Origin of the sequence: Janthinobacterium sp. 35, from assembly GCF_002754575.1 — a bacterium.
Taxonomy (GTDB): domain Bacteria; phylum Pseudomonadota; class Gammaproteobacteria; order Burkholderiales; family Burkholderiaceae_D; genus Janthinobacterium; species Janthinobacterium tructae.
Map to the genome: position 1 here is coordinate 3,997,231 of NZ_PEFN01000001.1, position 13,560 is coordinate 4,010,790.

The 13,560-nt window shown below is 62.7% G+C and carries 12 protein-coding genes; 6 read left to right on the plus strand and 6 right to left on the minus strand.

What is annotated here, in order from left to right; genetic code table 11:
* Positions 1–2: 2 nt before the first annotated feature.
* Both CLU93_RS17825 and pgi read right to left on the minus strand, forming a co-directional pair.
* A complete protein-coding gene (locus tag CLU93_RS17825; RefSeq protein WP_099762639.1) occupies positions 3–899 on the minus strand; it encodes an SMP-30/gluconolactonase/LRE family protein in 897 nt (298 codons plus the stop codon).
* Positions 900–910: 11 nt separating this feature from the next.
* The gene (gene pgi, locus CLU93_RS17830) at positions 911–2,575 is read right to left on the minus strand and encodes a glucose-6-phosphate isomerase (RefSeq protein ID WP_099762642.1); all 1,665 of its coding nucleotides are present in this window, start codon (positions 2,573–2,575) and stop codon (positions 911–913) included.
* A 336-nt stretch (positions 2,576–2,911) separates the two neighbouring features.
* Between pgi and edd the strand changes: the two genes are divergently transcribed.
* The 6 genes from edd (at position 2,912) to CLU93_RS17860 (ending at position 8,739) form a co-directional block, all read left to right on the plus strand.
* On the plus strand, positions 2,912–4,825 hold the full coding sequence (gene edd / locus CLU93_RS17835; RefSeq protein WP_099762643.1) for a phosphogluconate dehydratase: 1,914 nt from the start codon (positions 2,912–2,914) through the stop codon (positions 4,823–4,825).
* A gap of 3 nt (positions 4,826–4,828) precedes the next feature.
* Positions 4,829–5,458: a bifunctional 4-hydroxy-2-oxoglutarate aldolase/2-dehydro-3-deoxy-phosphogluconate aldolase gene (locus CLU93_RS17840; protein ID WP_099762645.1), complete on the plus strand. Its 630-nt coding sequence runs from the start codon at positions 4,829–4,831 to the stop codon at positions 5,456–5,458.
* A 63-nt stretch (positions 5,459–5,521) separates the two neighbouring features.
* Entirely contained in the window at positions 5,522–6,034 is a 513-nt protein-coding gene (locus tag CLU93_RS17845) for a hypothetical protein (RefSeq protein ID WP_099762648.1), read from the plus strand.
* 207 nt (positions 6,035–6,241) lie between these two features.
* Complete coding sequence (locus CLU93_RS17850; RefSeq protein ID WP_257225135.1) at positions 6,242–6,721, plus strand: TadE/TadG family type IV pilus assembly protein; 480 nt, start codon at positions 6,242–6,244, stop codon at positions 6,719–6,721.
* On the plus strand, positions 6,721–7,302 hold the full coding sequence (locus tag CLU93_RS17855; RefSeq protein ID WP_099762654.1) for a TadE/TadG family type IV pilus assembly protein: 582 nt from the start codon (positions 6,721–6,723) through the stop codon (positions 7,300–7,302). The genes CLU93_RS17850 and CLU93_RS17855 overlap by 1 nt, the downstream gene beginning before the upstream one ends.
* A gap of 36 nt (positions 7,303–7,338) precedes the next feature.
* Entirely contained in the window at positions 7,339–8,739 is a 1,401-nt protein-coding gene (locus tag CLU93_RS17860) for a vWA domain-containing protein (RefSeq protein WP_099762658.1), read from the plus strand.
* Positions 8,740–9,042: 303 nt separating this feature from the next.
* On the opposite strand, the gene CLU93_RS17865 is transcribed toward CLU93_RS17860, so the two are convergent.
* The 4 genes from CLU93_RS17865 to CLU93_RS17880 are packed head-to-tail and all read right to left on the minus strand — an operon-like array spanning position 9,043 to position 13,556.
* Positions 9,043–9,975: a type II secretion system F family protein gene (locus tag CLU93_RS17865; protein WP_099762661.1), complete on the minus strand. Its 933-nt coding sequence runs from the start codon at positions 9,973–9,975 to the stop codon at positions 9,043–9,045.
* Positions 9,976–9,994: 19 nt separating this feature from the next.
* On the minus strand, positions 9,995–10,972 hold the full coding sequence (locus tag CLU93_RS17870; protein ID WP_099762664.1) for a type II secretion system F family protein: 978 nt from the start codon (positions 10,970–10,972) through the stop codon (positions 9,995–9,997).
* A gap of 11 nt (positions 10,973–10,983) precedes the next feature.
* Positions 10,984–12,369, minus strand: coding sequence for a CpaF family protein (locus tag CLU93_RS17875; protein WP_099762665.1), 1,386 nt, complete (start codon positions 12,367–12,369; stop codon positions 10,984–10,986).
* Positions 12,366–13,556: an AAA family ATPase gene (locus CLU93_RS17880; protein ID WP_099762668.1), complete on the minus strand. Its 1,191-nt coding sequence runs from the start codon at positions 13,554–13,556 to the stop codon at positions 12,366–12,368. Before CLU93_RS17880 ends, CLU93_RS17875 begins: the two co-directional genes overlap by 4 nt.
* Positions 13,557–13,560: the final 4 nt, after the last annotated feature.

The following is a 13,560-nucleotide window of genomic DNA, read 5'->3' on the forward strand; positions in this document are numbered from 1 at the left end:
GCTCAAGCCTGGTACGGCGTTTCCGGCTGGCCCGCCACGTCCACGCGCACGGACAGCACGTGGCCACTCAACGGGTGGTCGGCGAGTTCGGCGGCGGAACGGTTGTGGCTGGCGCTGGTGATGTACAGGGTGCGCAGGTCGGGGCCGCCAAACGTCAGCATGGTGGGGCAGCGCACGGGCACGGTAATTTCACCGAGCAGATGGCCATCGGGGGCGAAGCGTAAAATCTTGCCGCCTTCAAACATGGCCGACCAGTAATTGCCTTCGCTGTCGACGGCCGCGCCATCCGGGCGTCCGCCGTAATCAAACGCTTTCTTGTCCGTGGAAAAACGCTGGAATGGTTGCGGCGCGGAAATGGTTCCCGTGGCCGCGTCGAAGTCGAAGCGGTCGATGCGGTGCGTGGTGGTATCTGCGTGGTACATGGTGCGCTTGTCGGGGGAAAAGCCCAGGCCGTTCGACACCGTCATGCCACCCGACCAGACCTTGCGGACATTGCCCTTTTCCAGCACGAACATTTCCGCCGCATCGGCGTTGCGCGGCTCGAAAATCGTGCCGACCCAGAAGCGGCCTGCCGGGTCGACCTTGCCATCGTTGAAGCGCGTGGTGGCCATGTCGAACGGTGCTGGGGCGATTTCCGCCAGGCTGCCCGTCTTCGTGTCGAGGTGGGCAAAGCCGCTGCGCAAGGCCACGATCAGGCCGCCGCCCGCATTGATGGCCAGCGCCGACGGTTCCGTCGGCATGCTCCATTGGTCATGCTTGCCGCTGGCCGGGTGCAAACGGTGCACGGCGCGGCCATCGATGTCGACCCAGTACAGGGCCGCTTCCTTGCCATGCCATAGCGGGCATTCGCCCACTTGCATGGGCTTGTCGCTGACTACTTTGATTTCGTAAATATTCATCTATCTCTTTTTTAATATGCGGCTTTTGCTGCTTTCGCCATGGCAATCAAGCCATTGGTCGAGCTGTCGTGGTGGTCGGGACGGGCTTCGCCCGTCAGTTCAGCCTGGATTTTCTTCGCCAGCACCTTGCCCAGTTCCACGCCCCACTGATCAAAACTGTTGACGTTCCACAAGACGCCCTGCACGAAGGTCTTGTGTTCGTACAGCGCGATCAGGGCGCCCAGGGTGGTCGGGGTCAGCTGGTCCATCAAAATGGTGTTGCTGGGGCGGTTGCCGGGGAAGGTCTTGTGCGGTACCAGCGCTTCGATCTCGCTTTCCGGCAAGCCTTGCGCCTGCAAATCAAGGCGCACTTCCTCGCCCGTCTTGCCCGTCATGAAGGCTTCCGACTGGGCAAAGCAGTTCGCCAGCAGGGCGTCGTGGTGGCCCGGCAAATCGTGCGTGGCGCGCAGGGCGGCGATGAAGTCGATGGGAGTAATATCGCTACCCTGGTGCAGCAGCTGGAAATACGCATGCTGCGCATTCGTGCCGCAATCGCCCCAGATGACGGGGCCGGTCGGCACGTCGACGGGCGCGCCGTCCTTGGTGACGCGCTTGCCGTTGCTTTCCATGTCCAGCTGTTGCAAGTAGGCGGCAAAGCGGCTCAAGTCCTGGTGGTATGGCGCGATGGAAACGGAGCCGCAGTCGAGGAACTGGCGGTTCCAGAAGCCGACCATGGCCAGCACCACGGGCATGTTCTGTTCCAGCGGGGCCTGGCGGAAATGCTGGTCCATCGCATGCGCGCCGGCGAGGAAATCGCTGAAGTATTCAAAACCCACGGACAGGGCCACGGCCAGGCCGATCGACGACCAGACGGAATAGCGGCCGCCGACCCAGTCCCAGAATGGGAACATATTGTCCGGCGAAATGCCGAAGTCGACGATGGCTTGCGTGTTGGTCGAGACGGCCACGAAGTGCTGCGCCAGGTCCTTTTCTTCGCCTTCCAGTAAAAACCAGGCGCGCGCCGTATTGGCGTTGAGCATGGTTTCGGCCGTAACAAAAGTTTTCGAGGCTACGATGAACAGGGTCGTTTCCGGATCGACCCTGGACAGGGTCGCTTCCATGTCGTGCCCGTCGACGTTGGACACAAAATGCATTTCCAGGCCCGGGTTGGCATACGAGCGCAGCGCCAGGCACGCCATCTTCGGGCCCAGGTCCGAGCCGCCGATGCCGATGTTGACGATGTCGCAGATCGGCTTGCCCGTGTGGCCGAGCCAGTTGCCATTGCGTACCTTGTCCGTAAACGCCTTGACGCGTTGTAGCACATCTTGCACGTCGGCATCGATATCCTGGCCATCGACCACCAGCTTCGTGCCGCGAGGCGCGCGCAAGGCGGTATGCAGAACGGCCCGATGTTCGGTAAGATTGATTTTCTCGCCAGTGAACATGGCTTCGCGCTGCGCTTCCACGCCGCGTTCGCGTGCCAGGTCCATCAGCAGCGTCATGGCGGTGGCGTCGACACGGTTCTTCGAGTAATCGAGCAGCAAGCCGGCCGCATCGACCGTCATCGTCGAGAAACGTGCGGGGTCAAGAGCGAACAGCTGGCGCAGATGCACTTCGCGCAGGCTGGCGCTGTGCGCTTGCAGGGACTGGAAACTGGCGGTGGCGGTGATGGCAGGAGTAGGTGCTGGCTGGCGCATGGCGGTCGGCTTGGGTGCTTGTCTCGGTTGAAGGGAGCGCGGTGCGTTCGGCGTGGCGAACAGCGGATCCGGCGTTGGTATGAGAATAATACATCACAAAAACGTAATTTCACTACAGTTTGTGACGTGAAGCCGATTTTGTTGTGTTTTTTTTAGCGATTGCAGCAGCCACATATAAGGGATCTGTTGGCAGCTGCGGATACGCGATATTGGCTGGCTTGGCTTTGACATGCCGCAATTTGTCGCTTATTTCTGTTGTTGGCCCATGCAAGAGTGCTTCTTCTTCACCATTTTGTAGTAAAATTTCACGAAATACTCATTTTTAAGGAAATCCATATGGCGCTGCATCCAGTAGTCGAATCCGTAACAGCGCGCATCATCGCGCGCAGCCGGCCATCGCGCGGCGCCTACCTGGCGCATCTGGATGCGGCCCGCATCCAGGGCGTGCAGCGCGGCGCCCTGTCGTGCACCAACCTGGCGCACGGCTTTGCCGCCTTTCCCGTCAACGACAAGCTGTCGCTGAAAGAATACAAGAAGCCGTCCGTGGCCATCGTTTCCTCGTACAACGACATGCTGTCGGCGCACCAGCCGTTTGAAGGCTTCCCGCAGATCATCAAGCAAGCCGTGCGCGAAGTGGGTGCCGTCGCCCAGTTCGCCGGCGGCGTGCCTGCCATGTGTGATGGCGTGACGCAAGGCCAGCCAGGTATGGAATTGTCGCTGTTCTCGCGCGACACCATCGCCATGTCGACGGCCGTGGCGCTGTCGCACAATATGTTCGATGCGGCCCTGTATCTGGGCGTGTGCGACAAGATCGTGCCGGGCCTGTTGATCGGCGCGCTGCACTTCGGCCACTTGCCCGCCGTCTTCGTGCCGGCCGGTCCGATGACGTCGGGCCTGTCGAACCAGGACAAAGCCAAGGTGCGCCAGCTGTATGCACAAGGCAAGGCCACGCGCGAAGACTTGCTCGAAGGCGAGTCGAAAGCCTACCATGGTGCCGGCACCTGTACCTTCTACGGTACCGCGAACAGCAACCAGATGCTGATGGAAGTGATGGGCCTGCACTTGCCGGGCGCCGCCTTCATCACGCCGAACACCCCGCTGCGCGATGCACTGACAAAAGCTGCCGCCCAGCGCGCTGCCGGCATCACGGCGCAAAGCGCCAATTACTTGCCAGTCGGCCATATCGTCGACGAGAAATGTATCGTCAACGCCGTCGTGGGCTTGCTGGCCACGGGCGGTTCGACCAACCACACCTTGCACCTGGTGGCGATCGCCAAGGCGGCCGGCATCGTCATCGACTGGAACGATTTCAATGAACTGTCGGCCATCGTGCCGATGCTCACGCGCATCTACCCGAACGGCGACGCCGACGTGAACCATTTTCACGCGGCCGGCGGCACCGGTTACCTGATCCGCGAACTGCTCGATGCGGGCTTGCTGCACGAGGACGTCAACACCATCCTGGGCCACGGCTTGCGCGCGCACTGCATGGAACCGTTCCTCGGCGAAGACGGCAAGGTCTTCTGGAAAGATGCACCGGCCGCCAGCGCTGACGAAAACGTGCTGCGCCCGGCGTCGAACCCGTTCGCGCCGGACGGCGGCATGGTCCTCGTCGCAGGCAACCTGGGCCGCGCCGTGATGAAGGTCTCGGCCGTCAAGCCGCAGCACCGCACGGTCGAAGCACCGGCCCTGGTGTTCAATTCGCAGGAAGCGTTCATGGCCGCCTACAAGGCTGGCACCCTGGACCGCGACTTCGTCGCCGTGCTGCGCTTCCAGGGCCCGCGCGCCAACGGCATGCCGGAACTGCATGCGCTGACGCCCGCGCTGGCCAACTTGCAGGATGCGGGCCGCCACGTGGCGCTGGTCACCGATGGCCGCATGTCGGGCGCGTCGGGCAAGGTGCCGGCTGCCATCCACGTCTCGCCTGAAATCCTCGCCGGCGGCCCGCTGGGCCTGGTGCGCGACGGCGACATCATCCGTCTCGACGCGTTTACCGGCGTCCTGGAGGCGCTGGTGCCGGCCGACGTCTGGCATGCGCGTGCGCTGGTCACGGCCGACCTGTCGCCGAACCACGTCGGCATGGGCCGCGAGCTGTTTTCCATGTTCCGTTCCACCGTCAGCGCGGCGGAAGAGGGTGCCACCACCTTCGGCCTGCCGTCGCCGATTCCCACCACCGTCGCCTTGCACGACGCCGACAATGTCGGTGATACCGTACCGGGTTCCGATGAAGACTTTTTGGCTAGGAAATAAGAGATGACCATGACACTACTGGAAATTATGCGTACTTCGAGCGTGATCCCCGTGATTGCGATCGACGATCCTGAACATGCCGTACCGCTGGCGCGCGCGCTGGTGGCGGGCGGCATCCGCGTGCTGGAAGTAACCCTGCGCACCAAACACGGCCTCGAAGCGATTCGCGCCATGTCGGAAGTGCCGGGCGCCATCGTCGGCGTCGGCACGCTCACCCGTCCCGAGGAATTCGCCCAGGCGCGCGATGCGGGCGCCGTGTTTGGCGTCTCGCCAGGCTTGACGTCGGCCCTGGTGGCGGCGGCGAAAAGCAGCGGCTTGCCCTTGCTGCCGGGCGTGATGACGCCAGGCGAAGTGATGGCGGCGCGTGAAAACGGCTTCCAGCAGCTGAAACTGTTCCCGGCCGTACCGGCCGGCGGCATCGGCATGCTCAACGCGATTTACGGCCCGCTGCCGGACATCACCTTCTGCCCGACGGGCGGCATCTCGCAAGAGACGGCGTCGCAGTTCCTGGCGCTGAAAAACGTCGCCTGCGTGGGCGGCTCGTGGCTGACGCCGAAAGACGCGATCGCGGCCGGCAACTGGGACCGCATCACGGAAATCGCGAAAGCAGCCAGCGGCCTGCGTTCGGCGTAAGCAGCACCGGCGCGGCAGGCTTTTATGCCTGCCGCGCTTTCTTCTCTTCTTCTTATGCGAGTCTTGCGCCGCCCCCTCACCATCGGCGAAACCGCCATGGCCCGCAGCGTCTTCCAGGGCGCCATCGACTACGCGCGCGTGCGCGTCGTGCGCGGCTCCTTTCTACCGTTCGGCTTGCAGGACCAGAACACGGCGATGACGCCGCGCGGTAGCCTGTACTTCATGCCGGCCCAGTACCGCGACGATTTTTCCCGCGAAGGCAATGGCGGCAAGCTGTTCTTCATCCATGAAATGGTGCACGTGTGGCAGTACCAGCTCGGCTACAGCGTGCTGCTGCATGGCGTGCTGCTGGCACTGTGCGGCGGCTACATCGGGCAGCGCGCCTACCGCTACGATGCGCAGGCCGGCGGTATCCTGTCCGACTTCAACATGGAGCAGCAGGGCGACCTCATCGCCCACTACTTCGGCGCGCGCCAGCTGGGCATTCCCGCCTACGTGGCGCAACTGCCGCAACTGCAGGAGATCCTGCAAGGCTTCCTGCTCGACCCTGCCGACCGCCGCCTGCTGCCGCGCTAATTTTATTTCCCCTGCTCATTTCGAGCGCACCTGATTTACCCGCATTCAGACCTTGACTTTCGTCTTGGTATTACCTAAATTAAATTATACAAAGAACAATTTATTTGACTTTATTGCAACTTCGGCGCGAGACCGAGAGCAACCTGTCCAAGCGAGTAAATCATGCAGACTAAAAACAGCTGTAGGGGAAAGTTGTGCCTGAAAAAAATGCCGCGCGGCGCGGCCTTGGTGGAGTTTGCCATGATCGCCCCTGTCCTCTTTTTTCTCATCGCCATGATCATGGAACTGGGGGTCATGTTCTGGGTCAACCTGACAATGCAATACGCGGTGCGCGAAGGGGCGCGCTATTCCATCACGGGACAAAACAACCTCGACCCCGCCACGGCGAACAAGCAGCGTTACGAAGCGGTATTGCAAAGAATCAAGGATAGTTCGCTGGGACTGTATGGCATGGTCAGTCCCGTCATCGTCGTCAATGGCGTGTCGCAAACGCCATCGGCGTACAACAACAATATGTTTGGCGCCGCCGGCGACATCGTCGTCTTGCAGGTGAACTGCACCTGGCCTGTCGTCACGCCCGCCTGGCGCTTGATGGCGCTGCTCAACCCCAGCCACCAGACCAGTGCCGGCTCGCGCAGCCAATACACATTCAGCGTGGCTGCCACCATGCGTAACGAGGCCTTCTGATGAACGCGCGCAAACTGCCAATCCGGCGCCAGAAGGGTGTGGCGGCCGTGGAATTCGCTCTCGTACTGCCACTCTTGCTGATGCTGGCCGTTCCCGTGTTCGACCTGGCGCGCATCGTGCAAGGCGACATGATCCTGACCAATCTGAGCCGCGAAGGCGCCAACCTGGCGTCGCGCTCCTCGCAAGACCCCCAGACCATCATGACGGCCCTGGCCATGACGACGCCGCCGCTGGACATGGCCACCAATGGCAGCATGTACATCAGCAAGATCATGGGCAATGGCCCTGGCAAGTCGAACGTCATACTGGAACACTACCGCTGGACGAAGGGGGCGCAGCAGCCGAGCCGGGTATGGACTTGCAACAGCTGGGCCACGGATGGCAGCGGCAAGTGCAGCAACATCCCCAGCGCCGGCTCGGCCATCAATGACGCCATGAGCAACCAGCTCGCTGATGGCGAAGTGATTTATGTCGTGGAAGGGCTGTACCGCTCGACCATTCTGTTTGCAGGCATGAACCTGGGCTTCGGCGCCAAAACGCCGCAGCTCAGCGGCAACCTGTACGCCAAAACCATCTTCTGACATCCGGACGCCATCATCCGCTACCTGGAGGGCATCATGAAAAGACGTAATACGCCTGGAAAACAGGCCAAGGGACAGGTTCTGATTGTCGTGGCATTGTCGCTTGTCGTGCTGATAGGCACCGTGGGCCTGGCCATCGATTCGGGCCTGGGTTTCATTGTCCGCTCCAAGCTCAACTCTGCCGTCGATGCGGCCAGCATCGCCGCTGCCCGTTCCGTCACACAGGGCGTGGGCGAGGCTGCGCAACGGGCCAGCGCGCAGGCTGCCGCGCGCAAATTCTTTGCCGCAAATTTCCCCGCCGGCTATCTGGGTGCCACGCCCAGCTTTCCCGATCCGACCATCACGTTTGACGCGGGCAAGGTCACAGTCGACGCGTCGGCCACGGCATCGGTCCCGGTGACCCTGATGCGGGTGTTGGGCTTCAATTTTCTCAATGTCAGCGCAGCGGCGCAAACCATCCGCAAGGACCTGGACCTGGCGTTTGTGATGGATACCTCGGGTTCGATGGCGTCCGTGGGTCCGACCGTGATCAGCAGTGCGAAATTGTTCCTGACCAAATTTAACAAGGACCTCGATCGAATGGCCCTGATTCATTTTTCGTATGGCGCGGTAGTCGACAATACAATACGTACCAGCTCACGCGGCTTCGCCCTGAACGATACGGATGCGCCGACCGGCTCGGCGGACGGCAAGGGCATGAATACCCACATCGGCAAATACGTTTTTGACGGCTTGACCAATTCCGCCGAAGGCATGTGGAATGGGCGCAACCAGCTCAACAGCATTCCCCTGGCCCAGCGTTCCAGCCTGCGCGTCATCGTGTTTTTTTCCGACGGCACGCCGAATACCTTTTCTTCCGTTTTTACCTTCAAAAAACCTGCTGATTGCACCACGCCCGGCTCGCTGATCACGAATGATGCTGCCACCGGCACGCCGGCTGGCTTGTGGCTGATCAACATGCAGAGTTCGACGGCGGCGGGGAAGTGCTACCAGGGAAGCAATATCGTCAAAAACCTCGATGCTGCCGCCTTGCCAAAATGGTACAACGCACACAATCTGGCCGACCAGGAGTTCGCCATTTATCCTGGCACCACGCTGCGGCCCGTGACCAACGATACCAGTACCAATGCCAAGACCTGGGTCAATGTCAACAATGCTTCGCGCAACCTGCTCGAAGCGATGGCCGCCAAGGCACGCTCGGAAGGCATGTATGTATTTACGCTGGGCCTGGGAACGCAGTTGACCACCGTCAATGGCCCCGTCGCTGGCGACACGGGCGAGAGTATCCTCAAGTGCATGGCCAACACGACCGATGCGCCATCGCGTTGCGCCACGCCGACGCAGCCGGTGGGCATCTATTGCCACGCGGCCAATGCCACCGAGCTCAAACCGTGCTTCGAGAAGCTCGCTTCGGCCATCTTGCGCATCAGCATGTAGGTGCTCGCCAGGCAGGTAACAGGGCCGGACACGCAGTCCGGCCTTTTTTTGGTTCATCGCACTTTGCCGGGGCCGGCAGGCGCCTTCACCGCATCAAGCACGCGCCTGCGAAGCAAGTGCGCGTAGTTGGCGCCATACGGCCAAGCCGGACATGCTGTTTGGGCTCGCCAGCGCAGCACTGGCCAGGCATGCGGTGCTGCGGCAGGGCAGGCTGCGAGAACGGGTAGGGAGGGACGCGATGCTGGCGGGGAAGGTATTGCTCCCGGCGGTGTCTGCTGCCGGGAGTCGCAGGGAATGCTCGTCTTAATTGCCGCCAGCCATGCCTGGCAGCAGGATGCGGTAGATTTGCAGGAACGCTGGCCCCATTAGTACCACCAGCAGCGAGGGGAAAATGAAGAAGATCAGGGGAAACAGCAGTTTCAGGGCGATTTTCGCGGCTTGCTCTTCGGCCAGCTGGCGCCGTTTGGTGCGCAGCTGATCGGACTGCACGCGCAGCGAGGCGGCGATGCTGGTGCCGAAGCGTTCGGCCTGGATCAGCATGGACACCAGGGCTTCGACATCCTCGACGCCCGTGCGCAGGCCCAGGTTGCGCAAGGCGCGCTCCTTGGAATTGCCAGCGCGCAGTTCGAGTGTCAGCAAATGCAGTTCCTCGGCCAGCACCACGCATTTCAGGCTGATCTCGGCCGCTACCCGCGCCAGTGCCGCATCCATGGCCAGGCCCGCCTCCACGCAGACGGTCATCAGGTCGAGTGCGTCGGGAAAGGTTTCAAAGATCTCGCGCTGGCGCAGGCGGATGCGCCGGTTCAGCCAGAGATTGGGCAGGTAGTAGCCGAGGCCGGCCGCCAACAGCAGCCACAGCAGCAAATTGATGCCGTCGTCATGTACCCCGGCCAGGCTCAGCCCGAGGAACAGCAGCACGGGCAGGGCGATGGCCAGGCCCGTTTTGGCGCCGAAGTACAGCAGGGGCGCCGACGGATGGCGCAGGCCCGCATGCATGAAGCGCAGGCGTATCCTGGACGTTTCCCAGCCGTCTTCCGGCAAGGACAGGCGGGCCAGCGGTCCGCTGAACTTGACGAAGTGCGCCAGCCATTGGCGCGCACTGCCTGGTTCGCTGGTACCCACACTGTCGAGGCGCTGGCGTAGCGGGTCGGGTATGGCCAATAGCAGCACGAACATGGCGCCGGCGAAGACGGCGATGAAGAGCAAGCCCAGAAATCCTATTTGCACGGTAGTCATGATGTTTTCTCCCTCGACACTACACCCGGATGTGGATGATCTTGCGCATGATGAGGATGCCGACCAGCATCAGCATCGCAGCACAGGCCAGCATTTTTTGTCCACCGGGATCGTCGTACAGCACGGCCAGGAAAGTCGGATTGCTCAGGTGGATCACGGCCGCCGCAGCGAATGGCAGCAGCGACAGTATCCAGGCCGACAGGCGCGCCTCGGCCGACAGCACGCGCACCTGGCCCAGCAGTTTCATGCGGTCGCGGATAATGTGGCTGATGCTCTCAAGCAGCTCTGCCAGGTTGCCGCCCGTCTCGCGCTGTATCAGTACGGCAATGACAAAATAACGCATGTCGGTGCTGGGCACTCGGGTGGCCAGGTTCATCAGGGCATCCGGCATGGCGATGCCGAAATTGACTTCGTCGAAGGCGATGCGAAATTCCTCGGCCAGCGGCGCGGTCATTTCATCGCCGACCATTTTCAGTGCCGTGGGAAAGGCATGGCCGGCGCGCAGTGCGCGGCTCATCAGGTCGAGCGCGTCGGGCAGCTGCATGCCGATGCGCAGCAAACGGCGCGCCTTGGCCCGCTCGATGTAGTACAGGGGCAGCAGGGCGCAGGCGGCCGCCACCAGCAGGCGCAGCAGCCAGTGCAGGTTGATGAAGCTGATGGCCACCAGGGCGACGAGGAAGGTCAGCAGCACCAGCATGGCCCACTGGGCCACGCTCCATTTCAGGCCCGACTGCTCCAGCAGGCGGTCCAGGGCATGCACGCGCGGCACCTCCAGCAGCAATTTCTGCAGCGCCGGCGTTTCACTGAGGAGGCGCTGCTTGATCATGGTGGTGTTTTGCTCGCCCGCGTGGGCGCCGGCCGACAGCACCCGCAGCCGATGCGCCACCCGCTCCGATTCGGGGCCGCGCGCATTGTTCCAGCTGTGATACAGGCCCGTAATGAACAGCACCACGGCGAGGAAGATCAGCGCGCCGAAGACGTAATAGCTATAGTCCATGGCCCTTCTCCTTAGTGGTATTGGCGGCTGGGATCGAACAGGCTTTCCGGCACGACGACACCGAAGGCGCGCAGGCGGTCGAGGAACTGCGGCCGTACGCCGCTGGCCTGGAAGTGTCCGCTGACGGTGCCGTCCTGGGCAATGCCGGTCTGGCGAAAGGTGAAAATTTCCTGCATGGTGATGATTTCGCCTTCCATGCCGGTGATCTCCTGGATCGACACCACCTTGCGCTTGCCATCGGTCAGGCGCGCCACCTGCACCACCACGCCGATGGCGGCGCTGATCTGCTGGCGCATGGCCTTGCCCGGCAACATCGAGGCAGCCATGCTGATCATGTTTTCCAGCCGCGTCAGCGCGTCGCGCGGGGTATTGGCGTGAATGGTGGCCATCGAGCCTTCGTGGCCCGTGTTCATCGCCTGCAGCATGTCGAGCGCTTCGGCGCCGCGCACCTCGCCCAGGATGATGCGGTCGGGCCGCATGCGCAGCGCATTGCGCACCAGCGCGCGCTGCGTCACCTCGCCCTTGCCCTCGATATTGGCCGGCCGCGTTTCCAGGCGCACCACGTGCGGTTGCTGCATCTGCAGTTCGGCCGCATCTTCGATGGTGACGATGCGCTCGCTCGTGCTGATGAAGCCGGAAATCGCGTTGAGCATGGTGGTCTTGCCGCTGCCAGTACCGCCCGAGATCAGAATATTGACCTTGGCCTTGCCCAGGCCTTGCAGTATCTGCGCCATTTCCGTCGTCAGGCTGTGCCGTTCCACCAGGTCGGCCATGCGCAGCGGCTGGGCCGAGAAGCGCCGTATCGACATCACCGGGCCATCGATGGCCAGCGGCGGGATGATGGCGTTGACGCGCGAGCCATCGGGCAGGCGCGCATCGACCATGGGGCTCGATTCGTCGATGCGCCGGCCCACGCGCGAGACGATCTTGTCGATGATTTTCAGCAGGTGGGCATCGTCGGTGAAGCGAATATGGCTCAGTTCCAACTGGCCATGCCGCTCGACATACACCTGGCGGTAGGTATTGACGAGTATGTCGGAAATTTCCGGATCGGCCAGCAGCGGTTCGAGCGGGCCGAAGCCCAGCACTTCATCCTGGATGTCGCGCACCAGCGTGCGCCGCTCGATGTCGTTGACGACGACATTGTCTTCATCGAGCAGGCGTCCGACGAGGGTTTTCAGGTCCTCGCGTATCTGCTCCTGCGACAGGCGCTGCATGCCCTCCAGGTCGATCCTGTCGAGCAGGGCCTGGTGCACATGCTGCTTGAGTTCGTGGTAGGCGGGATTGTCGGCGCTGCCAGCGCGGGTGGCGCCGAACGGCGCGTAGCCATTCGGCGCGGCGGCGCTGCCGAGGCGTTCACGCAGGCTGGGATGGCCGCCATGGATATCGGTACTCATGCTGTTTCCCCTCGAAGGTGAATGGGCCGGCTACGCTGGAACAGGCGCGAAAACAGGCCCGCCGGGGCGGGCGCGCGCCTGCCCGACAGCTTGCTGGCACACTCCTGCAGCGACTTCGACAGCGGGCTGCCCGGCGCCAGCTTCAACACCGGCACGCCCTGGTTGACCGAAGCGGCCGCTGCCGCGTAGTGATTCGCGATGGTATGGAAGATGCGCTGGCCATACGCCGCCTCCAGGTCGCGCAGGCGGATTTCATCGTCGCCTGCGTAGCGGTTCAGGATCAGGTGAATCTTGCTTGCCGGATACTCCAGTGACTGGAACGCCTGCAGCAGGCGCTTGCCATCGCGGATGTAGGGCAGCGTTGCCTGCATGACGGGACAGATCATGTCGGCATGGTCCAGCGCGCGCACGCTGATGGCATCGAGGCCGCGGCCCAGATCGAGCACGATGAAATCGTACTCGCTGCGCGCCAGGTGCAGCAGTTGGTCGATGTGTTCCGGCTTCACGTCGCTGGAATGGGCCGGATCTTCGGGCGCGGCCAGGATGCTGAAATTGGGCGTCACCTGCACCATGCTGGCTGCCAGGAAGGACGCGTCGAGGCGGTGGATTTGCTGCGCCACGTGCGACAGGGTCGCCGTCGGCTTCTGGTCAGAGACAAACAGCGCCGCATCGCCGAACTGCAGGTTCAGGTCGAACAGTGCCACGCGCTGATTGTCCAGCGAGAGGGCATAGGCCAGGTTGGCGGCGATGAAAGTGGCGCCGCTGCCGCCCTTGCACGAGGCAAAGGCGATCACCTTGCCATTGCGCTGCACGTGCCGCGCGCTCTTGTCCTCGAGACGCTGCAGCGCCGCATTCAGGGCCGCGCCGCTGTCGGCTTGTGGCAGCACTTCGCGCACGCCGGCGCGCATGGCCTTCAGCAGGAAGTCGCTGCCCTGGTGCTGGCATTGCAGGATGATGGCCATGCCTTGCTGGCGGCTGGCCAGGCGCTCGATGCGCGCCAGGTCGGCATCGTCGATGACGGGTTGCGCCAGCAGCAGCACGTCGGGCGCCGCCATTTCGGCCGTGCCGGCAAGCCGCTCCAGGCTGCCGACGGCGCTGTCGATATCGTCGCCGGCATGGCGCTCGCGCAGCAGCGCCGCCATCCCGGCCAGTTGTTGTTCGTTACTGGAGATAATGAAGATTTTCACGGCG

Coding starts and splice junctions, on each gene's coding strand:
- pgi (WP_099762642.1), bottom strand. CDS start 2,575: ATGCGCCAGCCAGCACCTACTCCTGCCATCACCGCCACCGCCAGTTTC.
- edd (WP_099762643.1), top strand. CDS start 2,912: ATGGCGCTGCATCCAGTAGTCGAATCCGTAACAGCGCGCATCATCGCG.
- CLU93_RS17860 (WP_099762658.1), top strand. CDS start 7,339: ATGAAAAGACGTAATACGCCTGGAAAACAGGCCAAGGGACAGGTTCTG.
- CLU93_RS17875 (WP_099762665.1), bottom strand. CDS start 12,369: ATGAGTACCGATATCCATGGCGGCCATCCCAGCCTGCGTGAACGCCTC.
- CLU93_RS17825 (WP_099762639.1), bottom strand. CDS start 899: ATGAATATTTACGAAATCAAAGTAGTCAGCGACAAGCCCATGCAAGTG.
- CLU93_RS17855 (WP_099762654.1), top strand. CDS start 6,721: ATGAACGCGCGCAAACTGCCAATCCGGCGCCAGAAGGGTGTGGCGGCC.
- CLU93_RS17850 (WP_257225135.1), top strand. CDS start 6,242: ATGCCGCGCGGCGCGGCCTTGGTGGAGTTTGCCATGATCGCCCCTGTC.
- CLU93_RS17870 (WP_099762664.1), bottom strand. CDS start 10,972: ATGGACTATAGCTATTACGTCTTCGGCGCGCTGATCTTCCTCGCCGTG.
- CLU93_RS17865 (WP_099762661.1), bottom strand. CDS start 9,975: ATGACTACCGTGCAAATAGGATTTCTGGGCTTGCTCTTCATCGCCGTC.
- CLU93_RS17840 (WP_099762645.1), top strand. CDS start 4,829: ATGACCATGACACTACTGGAAATTATGCGTACTTCGAGCGTGATCCCC.